Source organism: Paenibacillus sp. FSL H7-0357 (assembly GCF_000758525.1).
Lineage (GTDB): Bacteria > Bacillota > Bacilli > Paenibacillales > Paenibacillaceae > Paenibacillus_AQ.
Genome location: NZ_CP009241.1, coordinates 5979604 through 6001935 on the forward strand (window position 1 = coordinate 5979604; position 22332 = coordinate 6001935).

Here is a 22332-nt window from a genome sequence, read left to right on the forward strand (position 1 = left end):
TCTCTTAAAAATATGTTACACTGGTTTCATCTGAATTCGTAAGAGCTTGAGGAGGCTTCGATAGCTTTGCTTTACCAATCCATGAACCATGTTGTTTTGTACACCGTTGTAATAGTAATTCTGCTGATTTGGATCAGTACCAGGCGCAACCCTTTAATGGCCTTTGTAGAACTCGGAAAGGAACTGCTGCACTCCTATAAATTTCTGCTGGTTATTATCGGAATGATCAGTGTTCTCCTTCTGAATAAATATGAGCTGCAGATTGAGCAGAACATGCATCTGGCATCTGATTATACTTCTGTATTCTTTGGACTTGAAGGACATTTTGTCCAGACGCTGCAGCAAATATTCTACGCTCCCTGGCTTACACCTATTGTCGTTTTCTTCTATATCTTTATGCTCCAAGCCGTGCTGGCTGCTTCACTCGGAGTCTATTTGCTGGAGAAGAACCGCCTGATGCTGTATGCCACCTGCTACACGGTCATGCTAATTTACACAGTCGCCATTCCGTTCTTCTTATATTTTCCAATCAACGAAGTTTGGTCCTATGCTCCGGCAGGTGTAAGATTCATCATGTTGGATGTCTTTCCAAACTTTGAACAGGAATACCGGCCGCTCTCCGGTCTAAACAACTGTTTCCCTAGTCTGCACACGGCCATCGCTGTAGCTACGGCGCTGCTCGCCTTTCGGTCAGAGAACAACCGCTGGAAGATCATCTCGACGATTTCAGCAGTAGCTATTGTGTTCGGAATCTTCTATCTCGGCATTCATTGGCTGATTGATATGCTGGGCGGCACTCTGCTGGCTGTTGTGTCCACCTCTGTTGCAGTACAGCTGGCCAAGCTGACACTCCGCAGCGAGGAAACATCGCTTCCAGTCCGAAGCCGCGCCACAGATGCCCGTTAATTTTTCAATTCCTTCAGGGTGATGAATACGAGATTTATGTGATAGCATACCAAAAAGCGGCGTTCTCCCGAAGGAGATACGCCGCTTTTTATGTAGGTTGTAAAGAAATACTATTCCTTACCTTCCGTCTCCAGTGCCACAGCATGGCTGATAGAGCCCCGGTCAAAGGTTAAACGGGTCACATCATTAACGCGCAAAACGACGATGTCGTCGGAAATCTCCATGATCGTCCCGTGAAGGCCACCAATAGTGACTACCTTATCGCCCTTCTTCAGAGCTTTCAACATTCCGTTACGTGCTTTAGTTTTCTTCTGCTGCGGACGAATGAGCAAGAAATAGAACACCACAAACATAAGTACAAACGGGCCTACTAGACCTAGAATGCTGCCGGTACCCGCTTGATTTGCTGCAAATTGAAAATGTAACATATCCTTTCCCCCCTTTCGATATGCATTAAAGCACAATCCAGTTCTTCTGTTACAGGCGTACTAGAAGCCTTTGAGATTATCATACAATCCGTATTGTGCAAAAAACTCATCGCGAAAATCAAGCAGCCGATCCTCTCTGATGGCTTCACGCACTTTACGCATCAAATCCAGCAGGAAGTGTAAGTTATGGTATGTCGTTAACCGCAAGCCGAAAGTTTCGTCGGCTTTGATTAAATGGCGCAAATAAGCCCGGGAATAATTCCGGCAGGTATAGCAACTGCATTCCGGATCAAGCGGCCCGAAATCACGAGCATACTGTGCGTTGCGTACAACGAGTCTTCCCTGACTGGTCATTGTCGTTCCGTTACGGGCAATGCGGGTAGGCAGAACACAGTCGAACATGTCCACTCCGCGGATTGACCCTTCAAGCAACGCATCCGGTGAACCGACACCCATTAAATAGCGCGGTTTCCCTTGCGGCAACAGCGGAACAGTATAATCCAGCACTTCATACATTAGCTGCTTGGACTCTCCGACGCTGAGCCCCCCAATAGCATACCCCGGGAAATCCATGGAAGTCAAATCAGCCGCGCTCTGGCGGCGCAAATCCTCATGCATGCCTCCCTGTACAATAGCGAACAGCCCCTGATCCTCGGGACGGGCATGGCTTTTGAGACATCTCTCTGCCCAGCGGGAGGTACGTTCCAATGACTTTTTGACGTAATCATATTCTGCGGGGAAAGGCGGGCATTCATCAAATGCCATCATGATATCGGAGCCAAGTGCGTTCTGAATCTCCATCGCCACTTCCGGCGAAAGGAATTTCTTGTCTCCATTAAGATGGGAGCGGAAATGTACGCCTTCCTCGGTGATTTTGCGCATATCGCTCAGTGAGAATACCTGGAATCCACCGCTGTCCGTCAGAATCGGCCGGTCCCAGTTCATAAACTTGTGCAGACCGCCGGCCTCACGGATAATGTCATGGCCAGGCCGCAGAAATAAATGGTACGTGTTGCTCAGTATAATATGAGCGTCCATTTCTTTCAGTTCTTCAGGACTCATGGTCTTGACTGTAGCTTGTGTGCCAACAGGCATAAAGGCAGGTGTCTCGATGACACCATGCGGGGTATGGACTCTGCCGAGCCGGGCTCCGGACTGCTTGCAGGTCTTAATGTGTTCATAAGTTATTGCTGCCATTTGTTTAACCCTTCCTCTTGCTTAATAAATAAACATCGCATCACCAAAGCTGAAAAAGCGGTACTGATGCGCTATCGCTTCCTCATAGGCGGCGAGAATCTGTTCACGTCCTGCTAAAGCGCTCACCAGCATAACCAAAGTGGACTTTGGCAGGTGAAAGTTCGTAATCAATGCATTAACAACTGTGAATGCGTAACCGGGATAAATGAAGATATCCGTCCACCCGCTGCATTCTTCAATCTGTCCGCCCTGGAACTTATTGCCCACGGTCTCCAAAGTCCGGCAGGAGGTTGTGCCAACAGCGATAATACGGCCGCCTCTTGCTCTCGCATCATTCAGAAGCTCTGCAGTTTGCCGGGACAGCTCGAAATACTCGGCATGCATGACATGCTCTTCAACCTTCTCCACTGACATCGGTCGGAATGTGCCAAGTCCAACGTGAAGTGTAATGTAAGCAATATTTACACCTTTGGCGGCAATACGCTCCAGCAGTTCCTTTGTAAAATGCAGTCCTGCCGTCGGTGCCGCTGCTGAGCCTTCATGCCGGGCATACACCGTCTGATACCGTTCCCGGTCATCGAGTGTTTCCTTAATATAGGGTGGAAGGGGCATCGTCCCCAGTCTGTCCAGAATCTCCTGAAAGATTCCTTCATACATGAAGCGCAATGTCCGGCCGCCCATATCGGCCTCGTCTTCGATCACCGCACGGAGTTCATCGCTGAAAATAATGACCGCGCCGGTCTTCAGCTTCTTGCCCGGCTTCACCAGCGCTTCCCACCGGTCCTCTCCCAGATTCTTCAGGAGCAGCACTTCCGCCTTGGCTCCGGTGTCTTCCTTAATCCCAAACAGTCTGGCAGGAATAACGCGCGTATCATTCAGAACAAGCGTATCCCCCGGCTGAAACTGCTCCAGTATATCGGTAAAATGCCGATGAGCAAGCTCTCCGTTCTCCTTGTTTACCAGCAGCAGCCTTGAGGCGCTACGGTCAGAAAGTGGAGTCTGGGCAATCAGCTCCTCCGGCAAATGAAAATCATAATCGTCTACATTCATGGTCAGTCTTCATTCCTTAACTATAGTAACGTTATTAAAATAGTGTTGCAATATTTGCTTGTAATCATACCCGTTATCGGCCATACCCTTCACGCCCCACTGCGACATGCCGAGCCCATGGCCATTGCCCCAGCCGATAAAATAAAATCCCGGGTTAGTTGTAACCACTCTTGCCGAAGAATCAGCTCCCATTACAACCGTTCCGCTGCTCTGGACAGTAACCTTGCCGGATGCAGAAAGCACACCCGCAGACTGTGTTCCGCCAATGGTTGCAGTAGAGCCGTCAGCGCCTAATACAGTATAACTGCCGGAAGGTACAATATCAAACAAAGTACTGGGCAGTCCATTAAAGGCGGAGCGGAAAAGATCCGGGTACTTAACCTGCAGAATATTACCGTTGGCTTTGACCTGAGTGACTCTTCCTGAAGGCCCGCGCTGGGTAACCTGCAGGCTGGTAATGGATGACGGCAATGTACTGCTTGTCTTGCCGGCTAAGCTTTTGAGCAGCTCCGCCGAGGTGTACGGTCCTTTAATCCAGCTATAGCTCCCGGATTCATAGACTTGATCCAATACGACGGCATTTTCACCGGGATTCAGTTTGCCTACCGGACTTGCACTGCTGTCGATAACAGGCAGCGGCCGAATGTTCACATTACTGGTCGAAGCTGTCGCAAGGGGAAGTCCTGCCGCCGTCTTACTGCCGGTCAGTTTCATATTATCTTCACGGGCATAGCCGGAGGCACCGCTGGACAGCAGCACATAATACCACTTCTTAAATGAGGCAGCGGCCGAAGCATCCTCAGCGCTGAGCACACTGACAAAAGCAGCTCCGCCATTGCCCCAGACCTCTGACGGATCCGCAGTGCGGCCGCCGCTGTTGGAGGAGAAGACAGTTTCGACAATCTTCCCGCCGCTCTTCAGCACTTCACCGGCTGTGGCATCCACCGCCTTGATAATTGTAGGTGCTTCGGCCCCGATACCGTTATATACCTGGCTTAGTGTCGTATCGACCACATCGGCCACATCAAAACGTTTGCCCTGAAACAGCGCATAGCTGCGCGCGGCGACTGCCTGGGCTTTAAGCGCTTCTTCATTCCAGCTCGAGGAGACTTCTCCGCCGACTACCGCATACAGGTATTGCTCCAGCGGTACTTCATTAATGACAGCCAATGAGCCGTTTAAACCACTTAGCTCCAAGCTGCCGCGATACGTACGTTTGGATCTCTCCTCCAGTTGAATCCCCGATTCATTGCCTGCAGCAATAAACTTGGCATTGGCTCCGGACACACTGTAATGAAACGCTTGTCCCTCCTTGCTGAGGTCCAATCCTGCGTCACTGCGGATAATTAACCCGGGTGCCGAAGCAGGAGACAAGACGAGCTGGGGAAGTGCAGCCGCAACTTCGGTCTGCAGGGCGGAAAGCTCACTTTCGCCAGCAGCTTCGCCGACCCATACCTGCGTCTTGGCACTGCCGTCCGCTCCAGCCACCATTACCTTCCAGGCATCGAAATTGGCTGCCGTCAGTGCCTGGAGAGCAGCATCTGCTTCCTGAGTGGAAGCGAACTCTCCGGCAGACAAGTGTTTATTGCCCTTCACGGCTGACGTTTGGCCCGCCGGGATGGACAGTCCCGCTTTCCCTACGCGGGTAAGGCCTTCTTTGGCAGCATTTTCACTGGCGTACGGACCTGTGTACAGCTGGTATGCATTAACCCCATTCCGTGAGGTTACCAGCAACTGCGGCTTATCGGATGTAGACTGCAGCTTCTTGGCGGCATCGGCAGCTGCCTGCCAGGTGGCAGCTTCCATAACCTTAACCTTGTAGCTATCGAGACTTACGCGTATTTTGCTGTTGGCCGGAACCGGCAGCAATGAGGCTGCCCCACTCTGGCCGGAGAGAAAATTGAAGTCCTTAGCAGACTGCAGCGTCACGTATGGTACGGTTAATTTATATTTGCTGCCGATATCAGCATATATCGCAACCCGGATGTTTGCACTGGATTCAGCATGGATATCACCTGCAGGAACCAGGAAGCTGCCCGCAATCAGTGTTGCCGCCAGCAATCCCCGGCCCAGCAGTCCCATTCCTGTCAGTTTGCGCCTCGCATGATTCATCGTGAAGCCTCCTAAAAGTATGTTGTAGGTCTAGCATTTCAACTTTAATGCTGCTCCGGAGGAAGCGGAAGACCCAGGTGATGATAAGCCGCCGGGGTTACCACTCGTCCCCGGGGAGTGCGCTGCAGGAAACCGATCTGCAGCAGATAAGGTTCATACACATCTTCAATAGTCTGGCTCTCTTCGCCTATCGTGGCGGCAATCGTATCCAGCCCGACAGGACCGCCGCGAAAGGCGGTGATCATCGAGTGCAGCATCTTATGGTCTATGCTGTCCAGCCCGCGCGGATCGACCTGCAGCATCTTCAGCGATTCACCCGCAATATCGGGGGTGATGATTCCGTCACCGCGTACCTGGGCGAAATCGCGGACCCGCTTCAGCAAGCGGTTAGCAATCCGCGGTGTTCCCCGGGCACGCAGGGCAATCTCTTCAGCGGCATCGCCCAGGATTTCAATGCCAAGCAGCTCGGCATTGCGGGAGACGATGAAGCTCAGCTCATCAATCGTATAATATTCCAAACGGCTGACCACCCCGAAGCGGTCACGCAGCGGCGCCGACAGCAGCCCGGCCCGCGTGGTGGCTCCGATCAGTGTAAAGGGCGGCAGATCCAGCCGCACCGAACGGGCGCTAGGCCCTTTGCCGATCATGATATCGAGCGCGAAATCCTCCATCGCCGGATACATGACTTCTTCCACAGTCCGGTGCAGGCGGTGAATTTCGTCAATAAACAGCACGTCGCCTTCCTGCAGGTTGGTCAACAGCGCCGCCAGATCCCCGGGCCGCTCAATGGCCGGCCCGGACGTCGTCCGCAGATTCACACCAAGCTCGTTGGCGATAATGTTCGCGAGCGTGGTTTTGCCAAGACCCGGAGGCCCGTACAACAACACATGATCCAGTGCCTCACTGCGCATTTTGGCTGCTTCAATATATATTTTCAGGTTCTCTTTCACCTGTGTCTGTCCGATATATTCGCCCAGATAACGGGGACGCAGACTTAATTCCACCGCCTGCTCGTCCATCATCAGATTCGCCGATATAATCCGGTCATCCATCTATTTCCTCACTCCGTTCTTCAAGGCTGTCCCTTTAGGCAGCTGCGTTATGGCTTATTTGGCGATATACAGCAGCCCCAGCGCCTTCTTCATCAGCACATCGACAGTCCCTGTATCTGTGCCTTCTTTCTTCATCGTCAGCCATACCCGGTCCAGCTCTGCTTCGGTATAACCGAGCGCTTTCAGACCGTCTCTGGCTTCCTGCCACGGCAGGGCGGCATTCTGCTCTTCCATCGGCACCGCAAATAACCCGGTCTGCATAGAGGCGGCGCTCAAACCATCCAGTTTGTCCCGCAGATCCAGAATCATCCGCTGCGCCGTCTTCTTGCCAATACCCGGCAGCTTGGTCAGGAAGGTGATATTCTCCTGATAAATCGCTGAGATCAGTTGGTCCGGCGTGCCGCCGGTCAGAATCCCCAGCGCCACGCGCGGTCCGATGCCGGACACCTCAATCAGCTTACGGAACAGCTTCTGTTCTTCCCTTGTCGGGAATCCGAACAACAGAGTGGCATCCTCCCGTGTCTGATAATGGATGTAAATGGTCACAGGTCCTTCCAACTTGGCGAACGCATAAGGATTCGGGCAGAACACCCGGTACCCTACACCCTGGACATCCAGCACCACATACTCCGACTCCAAATGTACTACCGGTCCTCTTAAGTAATCTATCATTTTCGCAATACCTCATTTAATTTAGAATTAAGACTCACCGAATGGGCGTGGCAAACAGCCACCGCCAGCGCATCGGCCACATCGTCGGGCTTAGGAACAGCGGACAGCTTAAGCAACAGCTTCACCATTTCCTGTACCTGCTTCTTCTCAGCCTTGCCATAACCGACCACAGCCTGCTTCACCATCATCGGTGTATATTCGGCGACGGGAAGCCCGCGCTGCACGGCAGCCAGAATCAGCACACCCCGTGCCTGCGCCACCGGAAGCGCAGTTGTCACATTGCGGGCGAAGAACAGCTTTTCCACTGCCACTGCGTCCGGCTTATATTTATCTATCAGCTGCACCATGCCCTCATAGACATGCAGCAGCCGTTCTTCCTCAGGCGTATGCGCCTCGGTCTGAATACTGCCATATTGAACCGGCGTCAATTTATTTCCTTCCTTATCTACGAAGCCAAAGCCGACGATCGCCAGCCCCGGGTCTATTCCTAAGATGCGCAAGCCCAATCTCTCCTTCTAACAGGCAGGATATTCCACCGTATTCATCCATTGCCCGCTCTTAAAGCGAACATATGTATTCCTTCTACCCATTATAGCAAAAATCCCTCTAGCAGAGAAAAAAATTTGCCTCATTTGTAACCCTCATGCCAAAAAGCCCCCGATCATAAGATCAGGGGCCTTCCAGTACTATTCTCTGCTGCTTATTCCGACTGCATTGCCTGCTCCGCCGAATCACGTGCATAATCGCTGAATGTCGACAGCACGCTGTTGTATTCCTCAATGTCCTGCACCCGGATTCCTTCATGCAGTTGTTTCATGATCCCTTCCGGGAGCGAAGACTTCATGGAGCCTATGTCCATCTGAAAAAAGGTCTTCAGCACTTTTTCCGCTGCCGGCGGACCTTTGAACAGGCTTAAATTCCCGTGTGCGTCTACACCGATATAAGCATCCTTTTTGGTCAGCGGCGAAAGATCATTGACTCGATGCTCCAGCCACAAGTCGCCTTCCTGGCTAATCCAGCCGTTCCAGCCCGGATGTTTCTCTATCAGCACTTTAAGCTGGCCCGGATTCCGCTCTCCTGAAAGGGTCTGTACTTCTACGCCCGTAACATAGACCGTCTTCAAATGTACCGTTCTGCTGACAGCGTCTTGGCTAACCGCTTCCAGCAGTTGTTTGCTCTCTACAGCAGCACTGCCGTCTTCTTCGCTGTTTCCGATATTATTAGAAACGGCTGCCACCGCGGCCACGCTGTCACCCTGCCCTCCGGTCTGCTCCGGGCTGTATGTTTCACTTAATGACTCCACCGGTATCGCCCAGTCTGAATTGCTTAACAATCCGCTGATCTCCTCCGGAACCTGCATGCCGCGCCAGGCCACTACCGTCAAAGCGATACAAGCCGCTCCCACCCAGGGAGCCTTTTTCCAACGTCTCCACCGCCGCCACAGTTGTTCTTTCAAACGAAAAGCATTCATGTTAATCCCTTCATTCTGCTTTTTCCCTATTGTGACCTGTGAAGGAAGCAATTATGCGCTTAAGAGGAAAAATTGATCTTCAACGCTTCCCGCTGTCCTGCAGCAAAATAATTTAATTTCAAAACTTATCTTTCTAAGCTATCATTTGCTATACTCTATATTAGCGAAAATTAAGTTAAAAACTAAACAAAGGGGATTTCCTTGATGATTATTCAGCCCAAAACCCGCGGCTTTATTTGCACCACTGCCCATCCCGAAGGATGCGCCAAGCAAGTGGAGCAGCAAATTGACTATGTAAAAGCACAGAAGAAACTGAATGGTCCGGCTAATGTTCTCGTGATCGGCGCTTCTACCGGATACGGTCTGGCTTCGCGGATTACCGCCGCTTTTGGTGCAGGCGCGAATACGATTGGCGTATTTTTTGACAAGCCTGCTGAAGGTGCCCGCACCGCCTCTGCCGGCTGGTATAACTCCGCAGCACTTGAGCAGCAGGCGGCGAAGCTTGGCCTCAAATCACACAGCATCGTCGGCGATGCTTTCTCTGATGCGATTAAAGCAAAAACGATCGAGCTCATTAAAGCCGAATACGGCACAGTGGATCTCGTGATCTACAGTGTAGCTTCCCCCCGCCGCACTCATCCGGTAACGGGAGAAACCTTCTCTTCTGTGATCAAACCCGTCGGCAGCGCGTATACGAACAAAACGATGAACTTCCACTCCGGTGAAGTCTCTACCGTCACCATTGAGCCAGCGACAGACGATGAGGTCCGCCAGACCATAGCCGTAATGGGCGGTGAAGACTGGGGCATGTGGATCGATCAGCTTCAGGAAGCAGGCGTTCTTGCAGATGGAGCTACTACCGTTGCCTATTCATATATCGGGCCGGAAGTTACCCACCCGATCTATAAGGACGGAACGATCGGCCAAGCCAAAAATGATCTCGAAAAAACAGCAGTTTCTTTAAATGACCAGCTTAAGCCACAAGGCGGTCGTGCCTTTGTCTCCGTCAACAAAGCTCTGGTTACTCAGTCAAGCTCAGCTATTCCTGTGGTACCGCTCTATATTTCAGCACTATACAGAGTGATGAAGGAAAAAGAGCTGCATGAGAACTGCATCCAGCAGATGTACCGTTTGTTCGCCGAGCATTTGTACAACGGCGGCGAGGCTGCTGCTGATGGCAGCCACCTGATCCGGATCGACAATTGGGAAATGCGTGAGGATATTCAGACTGAAGTGATGCGCCGCTGGACCGAGCTGGAAACGGATAATGTCCCTGAACTTGCCGACCTTGCCGGATATCAGGAAGACTTTTTCAATCTGTTCGGCTTCCGCACAGAAGGTGTGGATTACGAAGCTGACAGTGAGCCTGCAGTGGATATTCCCAACCTGGTATAAGTGTATTCAGCGTTTATAAATAGCAAAGAAGCCGTTCCCTTACAGGAGCGGCTTCTTTGCGTGCATTTACAGGCATAAGCATTATCCGGCCAGTGCCGATTTAATCTGTCTGGTGTAGAACAGACGGACAACACAAAAGTAAACGAGCTGAATGATAAAGAACAGGCTGAGTACAAGAACGGATTCTTTAAACATTGAATAATTGAACATGTGGGACAGAGTGGTAAGTGCCACCGCTCCATGCACCAGTGCGACAACGATAGGAGCGAAGAACAGCAGACTGATTTGGCGGTTCAATATCTTGCCCAGCTCTCTTTCGCTTAGTCCCAGCTTGGAAATGGCTTTGAACTTTTGTTTATCTTCATCCAGGTCACTGTATAGCCGGAAATAAAGAAAGCTGCCGGCAGAGACAAAAAACACAATTCCGATAAAGAAACCGATGAACATCAGTGGCCCAAAGCTTTCATTAATCCGGTTTGTCTGAAATTCAAGTGCATAAAATTCGTAATTTTCGTCATATGGAAGTTTGTTGGTCAGCTTTCCGCCCGCAGCCACCGCTCCCTGCTGCTTAATCGGCCCGTGCCAGGCATAATAATGACTTTCTTGATCCGGCGGGGCGAGTTTTGCAAACAGTTCATCAGGGACAATGTAATAGCCGCTCAAACCCCGTATCGCCGGAGATACAACCGCCTGGGTTGCTTCGATGACTATCCCGGACTGTAGCTTTACAGGCTGGTGGAGCATCTTTTCACCTTTCCGTGACAACCCAAAATCAACGATGGCCGCCTTCCCGTCAGAAAGCTTTATAGGTTTGATTCCAAGCAGCTCCGCAAGATGGTTATACTCGGCTTGCTTCACTAGGGTAAGCGTTTGATTGCCTTCGGCAGTATTATAATAATTAAGCTCAAGTAAAGTCTTTTCAGCGGTAACCTTGGATTCGCTTAAGCTCTGATCAATCAGTTGTACATGGGCTTGTTCCTTACTGTCGCTATCAGCGGCCAGGTATGTGAACAGATAAGGATTTTCCTTCGTCATTGCCCCATTAAGCATGGATTGAAATCCGTACAATGCGCCTATGGCACTAAAGGAAACTGTAGAGATGATGGCGACCAGAAAAAAGGAGCGTGCATTGTCCTTCATCCGGTAGGAGAGATCGGAGAACAGCAGCATATTGGTCTTAAACCAGAAAAAACGCTCCTTTCCCTTCAGCTTCCGGATCAGATATACACTGAGCTGTGTGAACAGCAGATACGTACCAATAGTCACCATAATTACTACAGGCGGAAGCAAGAACACAACATCCAAGCCGCTTGCCCGTAAAGCAAGGAAATAGCTGGTCCCTAGCAATGCCACCACAAGCAGTGACAGCAGCAGTGAAGCCTTCGGCTCCCGCTTGGGCTGACGATCCGCCTTGATGAGAGTGATCAGCTTGCCGCTCCGCAGCACCACTGAAATAAACAGGGAGATCAGGATGAACAGCAGCAGGAATGAAGCCAGCGTGAGGAAGATCGCCTTGAACGGAAAATAGAATTGCAGCTGCTCATTGAGCGCAAGCGCCTGCTCTCCGGCAAGCAAAATCCCCTTCGCAAACACAATTCCCAGACCGATACCACTAATAGTTGCTCCGAACCCGATAATCATATTCTCCAGAAAAATCATCGTCCGCAGCTGGCGGGTAGTCATACCCTGCATCATCATTAATCCGAATTCCCTTTTCCGCGATTGCAGAAATGCGCTCATCGAGTAAAGCACGAAAAAAAAGGAAAACACATAGATAATCCATTTCGACACCGAAAGGGCAACCACCGCACTCGACTGCATACGATCTTCACTAAGCATCGGATGAAACGCAAAGATGGAAAAGGTGAAAAACACCATTACGGTAAACATACTGCTCAAGAAATACGCGGTGTAGAGCCGTTTATTCCGGCTGACGTTACGGAATGCGAATTGACGGAACGTCATTTCCATATCCCCCCAACAGCGAAAGTGTATCAATGATTTTCTGGAAAAAGCTTTGGCGGTTGTCCCCACGGTGGATCTCCGTATAAAATCTGCCATCTTTAATGAACACTACCCGATGGCAATAGCTGGCCGCCACAGCGTCATGGGTGACAAGCATCATGGTCGTTTTCTGTTCCCGGTTGATGGTTTCCAGCATATCCATGACATCCTTTGCCGCTTTGGAATCCAGATTACCGGTGGGTTCATCCGCCAGCAGCAGCTTGGGTGAATGAATCATAGCTCTGGCGATTGCCGTCCGCTGGGCCTGCCCCCCGGAGATTTCATAGGTACGTTTCTTCATGATGGCGGTTATTCCCAGCTTATCGGCAATCGCTTGTGCCTTTTGCTTCATTTCGCTGATCTGGGTTCCATCCAGTGTCAGCGGCAGCACAATATTCTCCTCCACGGTCAGGGTATTCAGCAGATTGAAGTCCTGAAAAACAAAACCTAGCTGCCGGCGGCGAAATACCGCCAAATCGTTTTTGCTCAGCTTTCCTATATCCTTGTTGTCGATGATAATTTCCCCTGTGGTTGGGCCGTCGACTGTAGCAATCATATTAAGAAGAGTTGTTTTACCGCTTCCGGAAGGACCCATAATCCCGACGAATTCTCCAGCGTCGATAGTTAAATCAATGTCGGTCAAAGCCCGGTAGGCCACATTTCCTTCATATATTTTACTAACCTGTCTTACCTCCAGCATAATGCTTCTATCTCCTCTCCTGCATTAAATCCTTCTATAAACCACTATACCGGAGACACAGAACATCAACTATCGATTTAGGTTTCACTTTTATTACACGGATGTAAGCTAATGATTGGCTGCAAATACAATGCGCACCACTGTCCCTACGCCAACCTCCGACTCCAGCTCAAGCCGGTGCCCGAGACGGTCGGCAGACTCCTTCGTCAAATACAGTCCCATTCCTGTAGATTCACGCAGCCCCCGCCCGTTGTCGCCAGTAAAAAAAGGGTCAAAGACCCGTTTGAGATCAGACGCCTGGATCCCTATCCCCTGATCTCTGACCTCAATGATGGGTTCAGCGTTCCGTAAATAGCAGGAAACGACAATCCTTTTATCCTCTGTATCTTTGGCAGCTGAATATTTGATGGCATTGTTAATGATTTGGGACAGCATAAAGAACAGCCACTTCTCATCGCTCTGGGCAGTAATCCCGGGATCCGCAGCCAGAACCTCGGGAAATATCCGGTTGCGGATGAACAGGCGTTTGTGGTCATGCACAACCTCGTTCACGAGCTGCGGCAGAACGACCGGTTTGACATGAAAATCCTTTTCAAAGGCACGGAGCCTGGCCATGTATAACACCGTATGCAGGCCGCTGCGCATCCGCTCCAGCTCCTCACGGATGCTGGCAAACTCAGGCTCATCCATATTCTGAACCGTGAGCTCAATGACCGAAAGCGGCGTTTTCATCTGATGGACCCATTGATCAATAAAGGTTAAGTGCTGCTCCTGCTGCTTTTTCACCGCTATGAGCTGCTGCATGGAATGGCGGTACTGAGCATGCAGCAATTCTTCAAGCGCTTTGGATACAGGTGTGTTATCAATCTTTTGATAAGATTCGTCCAGCGTTTCCAGTGGCCGGCTCAGGCGAAGATAGTAGCGGCGCCGGGTGAGATAATGCCGAACCAGATAACAGCCAAGGAAGAAAAAACCTATGAAGGCCGCATATAGAGCTGTCGAAAGATGGTTATAGCCGTCGAGCCAGTAGATCGATAGTATCGCAGCAAATTGAACAATTTGAACGGCGATCAATAAAGTATGCTCCCGGATAAACAGCTTCATTGGCTGCCCTCTGTCCAGGTGATGTTCAACTTATAGCCTGATCCCCTGACCGTAAGCACAGCTTCCTCGATGCCAAGCTCCTGGAACTTCTTCCGGACCCGTGTAATATTTACGTTGAGCGTATTTTCATCCACAAAAGCTTGCGGATCCCACAGCTTCTCCAGCAAAGCCTCCCTGCTGGCCACCCTTGGGTAGCGCTCCATGAGGCTCTCTATTATATCCGATTCTTTTTTAGTCAAGGTCACCATGGCTTGTCCCAGCTGCAGCTCAAGCCTTTCGGGATAGAGAGTAAGCCCCTCCAGCTCTATCACCGGCTCCTCGCGTCTCGCCGCATACTCCCCGTAGGCACGGCGGAGATGACTGTGAATCTTGGCCAGAACAACCCCTGAATGAAATGGCTTGGTGATATAGTCATCCCCGCCATTCTCAAGTGCCATAATCTGATCCATTTCACCTTCACGGGCCGAAATAAACAGTACCGGACATGTGGAAATCCGGCGGATTTGCCGGCACCAGTAATAACCGTCGTAACTCGGAAGATTCACGTCAAGCAGCACCAGCTCCGGCTTAACCTGCTGGAATTCCTCAAACACCTGTTGAAAGTCCTTCACCCGTACCACATCATAACCGTACTTTAAAATAGCAGACAGCAGAAGATCCGCAATTTTGGGATCATCCTCCACAATCATAATTTTGAACATATTCATGGCACTCCTTATGGATTCATCAATGTTAATATTAATCAGCTCAAAGCGTCGGCTCCGGCATCGGGTTCCCCGCCTTTTCAAGGACAATATGCGCCCGCAATCTCAATGTTGCTTTTAACCCCTGGCCTTTGTCACTTTCCAGAATAAGCATGCCTTGGTGGGCCTGTGCGATTCGTGCAACCATAGGAAGTCCCAATCCATGACCTTGACGAACAGGGCGGATCCGCCCAGCCGTATAGGGCAAAACAACAACTTCTGATAAATGCTCCTTAGGAATGCCCGTCCCGTTATCCGCAACAACAAATTGATAGAAGGCACCTTCAGAAGAACTTGACGTCTCTAGTATAATCCGGCAGCCTTCCGGGTTATGCCGTACGCTGTTATGAACCAGATTGCTTACCGCACGATACAGCAATCTCTCATCCCCCATAATTCTCAAGCTCTCATCACTGATCTTGATTGTAATGGGATAGCGCTCATCCAGACCGTTATTCAAAAACTCGGAAGCCACCTGTCTTGCCAGAACTGAGAGCCGGATCTGTTTTAGATGCAGCGGCTGCATATCGTATTCAAGCATGGATACCAGATTCAGGTCATTCACCAAAGATCGCAGAATTTCTCCCTGCCGCCGGATAATGGCTGCATGCTGTTTTTGTTCAGTTGTCAGTCCGGGCTGTTCTTCCAGTTCACTTGCATAGCCCAGAATCATAGAAAGCGGCGTACGGATATCATGGGAAATACCTGCAATCCAATTGGAGCGTGCTCCATCTCTGGCCTTAAGCGCGTCATTTTTATTCTGCAGCATATCCGATGTTGAATTTATGCTTTCTGACAGGTCACGGAAAATGCCACCCTTGTCCATATGGACCGGTCTCTCCTTCGCCAGGGCATGAATTCCCTCAATCAGTGGCCGAATGCTGCGGATTAAGCGGTTCCCCGTGAATAAGGATAACAGTAAAGCCAGAGCTATATTGGCTGCGAAGACCAGCACAATTCGTATAGGCAGTGACTTGAGCCAATCCACTAAAAATTCAAGCGGGTATTTTACATACGTATTCTTCGGATACCCTAAGACAAGCAGCCCCTCTTTATGTTCCCAGACGTACACAGGATACTCCTTGAGATAAAAGCGTGAAAATTTAGCCACATCAATAAGAGTATAGGAACGCGGAATTTCTTCAGGCAACTTCTCACTCCACCTTACCTCCCCCTTCTCATCCAGCAGCATAACCCATGCTTGATCCTGTTTCAGGAGATTCGCCGATTGCGCATCTAAAATATATTTCCCGTTCTCCCCCGTAAGTCCTTCAGCAATCTGCTGTACAACAGTCTCCGGAGAAGGCCTTTTATGCACTTCCTTGAATACCAGGGAGCCCAGCATAATGAAGTTGAACAGAAGTAGCATGACGGAAACCAGAATCGTCGCTACAACAAATTTCCGTAAAATCCGGATAACCCCATCCATTACCGGTCCCCCTGTACAAGCAGCTTATAACCAAGTCCTCTTACCGTAAGCAAATGCACGGGCTTGGATGGTTCCTCTTCTATTTTTTCCCGGATTCGCCGCACATGTACCATTAATGTATTCTCATAGCCGAAGCTGTCATCTCCCCATACCGCCTGACATAGGGCGTCGCTTGTTACGATTCTTCCTTGGTTCTCATGCAGTTTAATCAGTATTGCGTGTTCTTTGGCTGTCAGAGGAAGCTCGGTGCCCTCTCTACGCACAACAGCGCTTTCCAAATCTATCACCTGCCCGCCCAGCCGGAAGACAGGGAGCCTCTCGGGAGCATTGAAGGCATATGCCCGCTTTAAAATGGCCATCAGCCGTAAAATCAATTCTCTCGGCAGAAAAGGCTTGACGATATAATCATCCGCGCCCAGCCCAAGGCCAAGCAATCGGTCTTCATCCTCTCCACGCGCGGAGAGAAACAGCACCGGCATGTCCGAAAATGTTCGGATTGCGGAAAGAAGAGAAAATCCATCTCCGTCAGGCAGCATAACATCCAGAATGGCCGCATCCGGCTTTTCCATCCTGCAGATCCTCAACGCATCAGCATAATTACCGGCTATGAAAATACGAAAAAAACCTTCTTTACGTAAAAACATCTCTATCATTTCAAGGATTTTTGGTTCGTCATCCACGATCAGTACTTTTTTATTTTTTATGATATCCAATTCGCATCACCCTGTTTAGTATACCTGATCTAGCCGGAAACTCGATATTTTCTATTCTCATTTAAGGTAACTGTAAGGTTATCTTCAGCCGGAAGCAAGAAGACCTCTCTATATTAATTACTGAAGAACAATTATAGAAATGGAGTTGAGAGGCTTGATAAATTCGTCCCCTATCGTGCAGACGCATAATCTTTCCAAAACTTATGACGGTGTACACCGGGTACATCAAATTAGTCTGATTGTTGAGAAAGGTGAGATATATGGGTTTCTAGGTCCTAACGGAGCGGGGAAAACCACTACTTTAAAAATGCTGCTGGGTCTTATTAAACCTACGGAAGGAACGATCAAGATTTTCGGTAATGACTTGGAGAACAGCCGGGCATCTATCCTTAACCAAACGGGTTCACTGATTGAATCCCCGTCCTACTATGGACATCTCACCGGGTTAGAGAACATGCGGGTGATGCAGCGTCTGAGGAACGTGCCCAACAAAAATATAGATGAAGTTCTGAAGATCGTACGTCTTGAAAATCAAAAACACAAACAAGCCAGCCAATATTCGCTGGGTATGAAGCAGCGTCTTGGGATTGCCATGGCTCTGCTTGCCTTTCCGAGTCTGCTGATCCTCGATGAACCTACAAATGGACTGGATCCTGCGGGGATCGGTGAAATCCGGGAACTGATTAAATCCCTGCCCGGGCAATATGGAATAACCATTCTACTCTCAAGCCACCTGCTGTCGGAGATCGAGCAGATTGCGAGTTCCGTTGGAATTATCAGTGAAGGCAAGCTTTTGTTCCAGGGAACGATGGAAGATCTTCGAAAGAATAACCAGGCAACGATACACATCCAGACAAATGATAACGCCAAAGCCGCAAAAATACTGCTTGCGCATGAATATATGCCTAGATTTCAGGAAAAGCACCTCATGTTCGAATACTTGGATGACGGAGAGGTGTCCCGGATCAATCGAATTCTGGTCGAAAACAACCTTTCTGTTTCAAGAATTCAGGAACATCAAAAAAGTCTGGAGGATATATTTCTTGATCTTACCGGAAAGGAGCGGAGTCTGTGATAAAGGCCTTAGCTTTGGAGTATTTTAAAATCCGCCGTAAAAAAGTATGGGTGATGCTGACCTTGTTTCTGGCTGCGGAATTGGTGTGGGCTTCGCTGTCTATGAGCATCTCGATCTCCCGCAGTCCGAACAACGCCTCTTGGGAAGCACTGATTTTCACCCTATCTTCTATGAATGGACTTTTTCTGCCCATTATATCAGCAATTATCGTTTCCAGGATTTGTGATATGGAACATAAGGGAAGCACCTGGAAAATGCTTATGACAACCTCTATAGGCCGCAATCATGTCTATGCAGCCAAGTACATGTGTGCCAGCAGCTTGGCTTTGTACGGCATCGTCATCCAGGCGGGATTTATCATCGGCTTCGGATCCCTCAACAACTTCGCGGGGCCGCTGCCGGTGTCTCTGCTTTTGCAATTTATTGCCGGAACGCTGCTCACCAATTTGGCAATCACCTCCATGCAGCAATGGTTGTCACTGGCCGTAAAGAATCAAGCCTTTGCCTTGAGTCTGGGTATGTTGGGCGGTTTTCTCGGTACAACCCTAACCCTGTTTCCTTCTTCCATTCGCCATTTCTTCATCTGGTCCTACTATATGGATTTGAGCCCGGTGATGTATGTTTATAACGCCTCTTCCGGAACGTATTTGAGCGGAACGATGCACCTTGGCTTGCTGCTTGCAGTATTATTCATGGCTCTTATCTTTTATTTAGGCGGCAATTTTCACATTTCAAGGCAAGACATCTAAGGAGGTAACAAGATGCTCAGAAGCGTTACAACTGAATGGTTCAAGCTCCGTCATTCCCGCATCAGCCTTGTGCTGGCCATCCTGCCCGTCATGAGTCTGGTGATCGGATGTTTTAACTTTTATTTTAATCAAGCAGCCTTGCAAAATGGATGGTACAGCTTGTGGACACAGGTCAGTTTATTTTACGGAGAATTTTTCCTGCCGATACTCATTGCGATCTGTTGTGCATTCGTATGCAGGCTAGAACATAACAACCGGAACTGGAATCTGATTCTAACCTCCCCCGTATCTGTTTCTAGCGTATTTATGGCCAAGCTTATTATCGTAAGCTTACTTATCTTCATAGTGCAGACGTTATTCATGGTGATGTACTGGTCAGCTGGTCAGCTGTTTTCCATTTCTGGAGCTTTTCCAACTGAAACAATAGTCTGGGGCTTTCGCGGATGGCTTTCCTCGGTGGCTATTGCCGCCTTGCAATTAGGTTTTTCCATACGCATACGCAGCTTCGCTGCCCCGATCGGAATCAGTCTCTGTGCAGTCTTCCTTGGTCTGGTCATGTATGTAGCGAAAATCGGTATGTTGTTCCCCTACTCCCTGTTGACCATCGGTATGAGTGTGCTGAGCCAGCGGGATTTGACACCTGCAGAGAACCTTTCCTTTTTCTTCATGAATGTTACGTTTATTGCGTTGTTTGCGGCGTGGTCAATTCATCGGCTGAAGCATAAAGATATGGCTTTATCCTGATACAGCAGATACAATTATGAACTTACCGGATACACAGCTCAGGGGAATACCAAGAAATTAAGCTTCACTGCCAGCAAACAGCTTCAGAAGAATGCGAGTTTGAAGCTGTTTGCAGCCTTTCTGCGCGTTGTAACACATTGGGAAGAAATATCGCCAGAAGAGCTTCCTGAGCAAGTAAAGCAGGCTTGCCCTACCCAATAAGCTATTGACGGTGCACCGCTAGCCCTCCTAATATAGTTTTTCCTGTACTCGGTCAATCCCCTTTGTATGTAATTGTAATTTTTGAACATCCATAAGCCCTATTTACCACCTCAATACCAAACCTCATGGAAATCGCCCTTCAACTAGCCTACCGAGCCAATTTAAGGGCGATTGCTATTAATGATACGACTAGTGTTGAATCAGCCTAACTTACCGGTCAAAAATTGTGCCTCCCCTAGTCCAAAACTCCAATCATCATCATTATTTTCAACAATAGATACCATTAAATCGGTTGGTGCGATGCCGCATTCAGCTTCTAACCTGTCAGCCAGTAAGGAATAGAGCTTTTGTTTCTTCTCTTTTGGCCGGGCTTTACTTATTATGGAGAGAACAACCAGATTATTGGTACGGTTAATGCCTAGCCCTGTATCTTCAATAATCATATAATCCGCCGGGTGTTCGTGAACGATTTGGTAACGATCTCGCTCAGGAACGTCGAAAGCTTCAACAACAACTTGATGGGCAACATCCAAAAGTTTTTTCAGGCTTGCTTTATCTCGCCCTTCAATAAGGTCAAAACGAAGTAATGGCATTAACTTCCTCCCTTTAAACAATAGTAATAGTTTTTCCTCATATGTTGTCAACTATTCCAAGAATAGAAAGTCTTTGGACAAGAACACTGGCTTGATCAATGGTTTGTTTTACAATTGAAGCGGCAGGTTGGTCGCCTGCTAACCGAAGACCCTGGCCCGCCCAAAGTGACATATACTCGGGGTTGTTCGAATTTGCAGCGGCCTGACGAATGTCCCGGGTCATCGCGTTTTGAATAGGGTAAGCTGGGATTGTTCCTGGGTACTGATGCATGTTAATCATAAATTTTGTTTGAATGCCTCTTGAAGCTTTTCCGGAATATGCACGTGTAATTTCAGTGGAATCCTCATTTGTCGAGAGGATTTTCTGTTTGTACGTTTCGTGGGCGCCGCTCTCTGGGCATGCTAGAAATGCAGTGCCCATTTGTACTGCAGCGGCTCCTAATGCAAGGCTGGCTGCAAGTCCCCGCTCATCCATGATTCCCGCTGTTGCGATGACCGGGATCGACACATGGTAAACGATCTGCGGAACAATAGTCATAGTGCCTATCAAAGCGTGGAAAGGGTCCTTCATGAAGGTCCCCCTATGCCCGCCTGCTTCGCTCCCCTGAGCCACAATAGCATTTGCACCAGCTGCTTCCAATTGTTTGGCTTCATCAACAGTTGTTGCAGTTCCAATGATGAATATCCCATGCTGTTTCATGGTTTGGATCACGGCTTGTGATGGTATGCCAAAAGTGAAACTAAATACGGGTACACGCTCCTCCAACAGTACCTGTACTTGCTCCTCAAATGATTCTGAAGACTTCAAAATCGATGGATTTTGAGCAGTGTCAAGTTTGATGCGGTATTTATTGAGATAATCTGTCATCCGGTAGATCGCTTCTTCCGACTCCTCTGATTGTTCAGGCACAAACAAGTTTACTCCGAAAGGCTGGTCTGTTCGTTGCTTGATCTTGATCTTGATCTTTAGGATCGTCGCTATGGAGTTGTTCAGGCGTTAGGTATCCGCCTCCCAGGTTGCCTCCCACCGGCGTTTGAAACAGCCGCTACTAATTCGGGCGTCGAAACGCCACCTGCCATCGGCGCTTGATAAATCGGGTATCGAATTTTAAGAGTACGCGTCAAATCAGTCATAATCTCAGACTTTTAATTACATTTCGTTAATAGCATCCAATCTTTTGAACAATTTATCGAACTCTTTTAATTTAGCCTTATCCTCGACTTTGACCCCTGAACAATAGAAAGAAATATTACCGTTGCCTTCATTTAAAAAATTCATTTCTTCCAGTACTTTTTTTAGATTTTTTGCAGTACCATTATTTCCATCAATTATATTAACATCCGATGAAAATAATTTTCTAAATATATCCTTATAGTAAGAAAAGTGAGTACATCCTAAAACAATAGTTTCATACTTACTTAAATCATATATAGACAATTGTTCTTGAAGATAAGGTAGCACTATTTGCTCGTTAAACTCAAAACTTTCTGCAAACTGAACTAATTTCGGAAGAGGTAATAAATCAACAACATGTTCGTTATCTAATTTAGTAATAAGATTTTGAAGTCTTTCTTCCCTTAGAGTAAAAGCAGTAGCAGTTACCAAAATTCGTTTATCTATATTTCTTTTTGTTTTAACAGCTGGTTTTACAGCAGGCTCCATACCAATGATTGGAATACTGTATTTTGCCCTTATTTCTTCGATTGCTGCGCTTGTGGCAGTATTACAAGCCATTACTATCGCTTTTACTTTTTGCTGGCTAATAAATTCTATAGCATTTAAAACATACTTTTTAACGTCATCTTTCGTTTTGTGCCCATATGGAACATTTAATGTATCTGCGTAATACAAATAATCTTCATTAGGTAAAACTTTTAATGTATCATGCAATACAGTAATGCCTCCAATACCAGAATCAAAAAAACCTATTTGCATCTCTATTCCTCCAATAGGAATCAATTTACCAATTCCATTTGTATCTTGGTTCCAATAC

Annotated in this window: 21 protein-coding genes and 2 pseudogenes; 6 read left to right on the forward strand and 17 right to left on the reverse strand. The window is 48.6% G+C overall.

Annotated features, from left to right (window positions below):
- The first annotated feature begins 66 nt into the window (after positions 1-66).
- Positions 67-906 (forward strand): phosphatase PAP2 family protein, encoded by an 840-nt coding sequence (locus H70357_RS26415; protein ID WP_231578318.1) that lies wholly within the window; start codon positions 67-69, stop codon positions 904-906.
- A 110-nt stretch (positions 907-1016) separates the two neighbouring features.
- Here H70357_RS26415 and yajC read toward each other — a convergent pair whose 3' ends face one another.
- From yajC to H70357_RS34560, 8 genes are all read right to left on the reverse strand, one after another.
- A complete protein-coding gene (gene yajC, locus H70357_RS26420; RefSeq protein ID WP_038595604.1) occupies positions 1017-1334 on the reverse strand; it encodes a preprotein translocase subunit YajC in 318 nt (105 codons plus the stop codon).
- A gap of 60 nt (positions 1335-1394) precedes the next feature.
- Positions 1395-2531, reverse strand: coding sequence for a tRNA guanosine(34) transglycosylase Tgt (gene tgt, locus H70357_RS26425; RefSeq protein WP_038595606.1), 1137 nt, complete (start codon positions 2529-2531; stop codon positions 1395-1397).
- 21 nt (positions 2532-2552) lie between these two features.
- Positions 2553-3581, reverse strand: coding sequence for a tRNA preQ1(34) S-adenosylmethionine ribosyltransferase-isomerase QueA (gene queA, locus H70357_RS26430; RefSeq protein ID WP_038595607.1), 1029 nt, complete (start codon positions 3579-3581; stop codon positions 2553-2555).
- A 9-nt stretch (positions 3582-3590) separates the two neighbouring features.
- Positions 3591-5693, reverse strand: a complete 2103-nt coding sequence (locus tag H70357_RS26435) for a SpoIID/LytB domain-containing protein (RefSeq protein ID WP_038595608.1) — start codon at positions 5691-5693, stop codon at positions 3591-3593.
- A 44-nt stretch (positions 5694-5737) separates the two neighbouring features.
- A complete protein-coding gene (gene ruvB / locus H70357_RS26440) occupies positions 5738-6745 on the reverse strand; it encodes a Holliday junction branch migration DNA helicase RuvB (RefSeq protein ID WP_038595609.1) in 1008 nt (335 codons plus the stop codon).
- A 54-nt stretch (positions 6746-6799) separates the two neighbouring features.
- On the reverse strand, positions 6800-7417 hold the full coding sequence (gene ruvA, locus H70357_RS26445) for a Holliday junction branch migration protein RuvA (RefSeq protein WP_038595611.1): 618 nt from the start codon (positions 7415-7417) through the stop codon (positions 6800-6802).
- On the reverse strand, positions 7414-7917 hold the full coding sequence (gene ruvC, locus H70357_RS26450) for a crossover junction endodeoxyribonuclease RuvC (RefSeq protein WP_038595613.1): 504 nt from the start codon (positions 7915-7917) through the stop codon (positions 7414-7416). The genes ruvA and ruvC overlap by 4 nt, the downstream gene beginning before the upstream one ends.
- Before the next feature lie 200 nt (positions 7918-8117).
- On the reverse strand, positions 8118-8888 hold the full coding sequence (locus H70357_RS34560; protein ID WP_052092264.1) for a BofC C-terminal domain-containing protein: 771 nt from the start codon (positions 8886-8888) through the stop codon (positions 8118-8120).
- Positions 8889-9092: 204 nt separating this feature from the next.
- Between H70357_RS34560 and fabV the strand changes: the two genes are divergently transcribed.
- Positions 9093-10283: an enoyl-ACP reductase FabV gene (gene fabV, locus H70357_RS26460; RefSeq protein WP_038595615.1), complete on the forward strand. Its 1191-nt coding sequence runs from the start codon at positions 9093-9095 to the stop codon at positions 10281-10283.
- A gap of 81 nt (positions 10284-10364) precedes the next feature.
- Here fabV and H70357_RS26465 read toward each other — a convergent pair whose 3' ends face one another.
- The 6 genes from H70357_RS26465 to H70357_RS26490 all read right to left on the reverse strand — a co-directional run bounded on the left by H70357_RS26465 (position 10365) and on the right by H70357_RS26490 (position 16976).
- Positions 10365-12248: an FtsX-like permease family protein gene (locus H70357_RS26465; RefSeq protein WP_038595618.1), complete on the reverse strand. Its 1884-nt coding sequence runs from the start codon at positions 12246-12248 to the stop codon at positions 10365-10367.
- Positions 12220-12987, reverse strand: a complete 768-nt coding sequence (locus H70357_RS26470; protein WP_038595620.1) for an ABC transporter ATP-binding protein — start codon at positions 12985-12987, stop codon at positions 12220-12222. The genes H70357_RS26465 and H70357_RS26470 overlap by 29 nt, the downstream gene beginning before the upstream one ends.
- Positions 12988-13095: 108 nt before the next feature.
- Positions 13096-14091: a sensor histidine kinase gene (locus H70357_RS26475; RefSeq protein ID WP_038595622.1), complete on the reverse strand. Its 996-nt coding sequence runs from the start codon at positions 14089-14091 to the stop codon at positions 13096-13098.
- Positions 14088-14792, reverse strand: a complete 705-nt coding sequence (locus H70357_RS26480; protein ID WP_038595624.1) for a response regulator transcription factor — start codon at positions 14790-14792, stop codon at positions 14088-14090. Before H70357_RS26480 ends, H70357_RS26475 begins: the two co-directional genes overlap by 4 nt.
- Positions 14793-14838: 46 nt before the next feature.
- A complete protein-coding gene (locus H70357_RS26485) occupies positions 14839-16263 on the reverse strand; it encodes a sensor histidine kinase (protein WP_038595626.1) in 1425 nt (474 codons plus the stop codon).
- Positions 16263-16976 carry a response regulator transcription factor gene (locus H70357_RS26490; RefSeq protein ID WP_038595627.1) on the reverse strand — a complete coding sequence of 238 codons (714 nt, stop codon included), beginning with the start codon at positions 16974-16976 and terminating at the stop codon, positions 16263-16265. Before H70357_RS26490 ends, H70357_RS26485 begins: the two co-directional genes overlap by 1 nt.
- 139 nt (positions 16977-17115) lie before the next feature.
- Here H70357_RS26490 and H70357_RS26495 point away from each other — a divergent pair, with 139 nt between their 5' ends.
- The 4 genes and pseudogenes from H70357_RS26495 to H70357_RS37235 all read left to right on the forward strand — a co-directional run.
- Positions 17116-18051 carry an ABC transporter ATP-binding protein gene (locus H70357_RS26495; RefSeq protein ID WP_442950453.1) on the forward strand — a complete coding sequence of 312 codons (936 nt, stop codon included), beginning with the start codon at positions 17116-17118 and terminating at the stop codon, positions 18049-18051.
- A complete protein-coding gene (locus tag H70357_RS26500; RefSeq protein ID WP_038595630.1) occupies positions 18048-18800 on the forward strand; it encodes an ABC transporter permease in 753 nt (250 codons plus the stop codon). The genes H70357_RS26495 and H70357_RS26500 overlap by 4 nt, the downstream gene beginning before the upstream one ends.
- A gap of 12 nt (positions 18801-18812) precedes the next feature.
- Positions 18813-19544 (forward strand): ABC transporter permease, encoded by a 732-nt coding sequence (locus H70357_RS26505; protein WP_038595632.1) that lies wholly within the window; start codon positions 18813-18815, stop codon positions 19542-19544.
- Positions 19545-19559: 15 nt separating this feature from the next.
- Positions 19560-19745, forward strand: a pseudogene (locus tag H70357_RS37235) (YxeA family protein); the annotation flags it as partial.
- Positions 19746-19945: 200 nt separating this feature from the next.
- Here H70357_RS37235 and H70357_RS26510 read toward each other — a convergent pair.
- The 3 genes and pseudogenes from H70357_RS26510 to murI form a co-directional block, all read right to left on the reverse strand.
- Positions 19946-20338, reverse strand: a complete 393-nt coding sequence (locus H70357_RS26510; protein ID WP_038595635.1) for a tautomerase family protein — start codon at positions 20336-20338, stop codon at positions 19946-19948.
- Positions 20339-20375: 37 nt separating this feature from the next.
- Positions 20376-21472, reverse strand: a pseudogene (locus H70357_RS26515) (NAD(P)H-dependent flavin oxidoreductase).
- 16 nt (positions 21473-21488) lie between these two features.
- Entirely contained in the window at positions 21489-22274 is a 786-nt protein-coding gene (murI, locus tag H70357_RS26520; protein ID WP_038595637.1) for a glutamate racemase, read from the reverse strand.
- Between the last annotated feature and the right edge of the window lie 58 nt (positions 22275-22332).

Coding starts and splice junctions, on each gene's coding strand:
- H70357_RS26475 (WP_038595622.1), bottom strand. CDS start 14,091: ATGAAGCTGTTTATCCGGGAGCATACTTTATTGATCGCCGTTCAAATT.
- ruvB (WP_038595609.1), bottom strand. CDS start 6,745: ATGGATGACCGGATTATATCGGCGAATCTGATGATGGACGAGCAGGCG.
- H70357_RS26495 (WP_442950453.1), top strand. CDS start 17,116: ATGGAGTTGAGAGGCTTGATAAATTCGTCCCCTATCGTGCAGACGCAT.
- tgt (WP_038595606.1), bottom strand. CDS start 2,531: ATGGCAGCAATAACTTATGAACACATTAAGACCTGCAAGCAGTCCGGA.
- H70357_RS26510 (WP_038595635.1), bottom strand. CDS start 20,338: ATGCCATTACTTCGTTTTGACCTTATTGAAGGGCGAGATAAAGCAAGC.
- H70357_RS26465 (WP_038595618.1), bottom strand. CDS start 12,248: ATGACGTTCCGTCAATTCGCATTCCGTAACGTCAGCCGGAATAAACGG.
- ruvA (WP_038595611.1), bottom strand. CDS start 7,417: ATGATAGATTACTTAAGAGGACCGGTAGTACATTTGGAGTCGGAGTAT.
- yajC (WP_038595604.1), bottom strand. CDS start 1,334: ATGTTACATTTTCAATTTGCAGCAAATCAAGCGGGTACCGGCAGCATT.
- murI (WP_038595637.1), bottom strand. CDS start 22,274: ATGCAAATAGGTTTTTTTGATTCTGGTATTGGAGGCATTACTGTATTG.
- H70357_RS26485 (WP_038595626.1), bottom strand. CDS start 16,263: ATGGATGGGGTTATCCGGATTTTACGGAAATTTGTTGTAGCGACGATT.
- H70357_RS26480 (WP_038595624.1), bottom strand. CDS start 14,792: ATGTTCAAAATTATGATTGTGGAGGATGATCCCAAAATTGCGGATCTT.
- queA (WP_038595607.1), bottom strand. CDS start 3,581: ATGAATGTAGACGATTATGATTTTCATTTGCCGGAGGAGCTGATTGCC.
- H70357_RS34560 (WP_052092264.1), bottom strand. CDS start 8,888: ATGAATGCTTTTCGTTTGAAAGAACAACTGTGGCGGCGGTGGAGACGT.
- H70357_RS26505 (WP_038595632.1), top strand. CDS start 18,813: ATGCTCAGAAGCGTTACAACTGAATGGTTCAAGCTCCGTCATTCCCGC.
- fabV (WP_038595615.1), top strand. CDS start 9,093: ATGATTATTCAGCCCAAAACCCGCGGCTTTATTTGCACCACTGCCCAT.
- H70357_RS26435 (WP_038595608.1), bottom strand. CDS start 5,693: ATGAATCATGCGAGGCGCAAACTGACAGGAATGGGACTGCTGGGCCGG.
- H70357_RS26470 (WP_038595620.1), bottom strand. CDS start 12,987: ATGCTGGAGGTAAGACAGGTTAGTAAAATATATGAAGGAAATGTGGCC.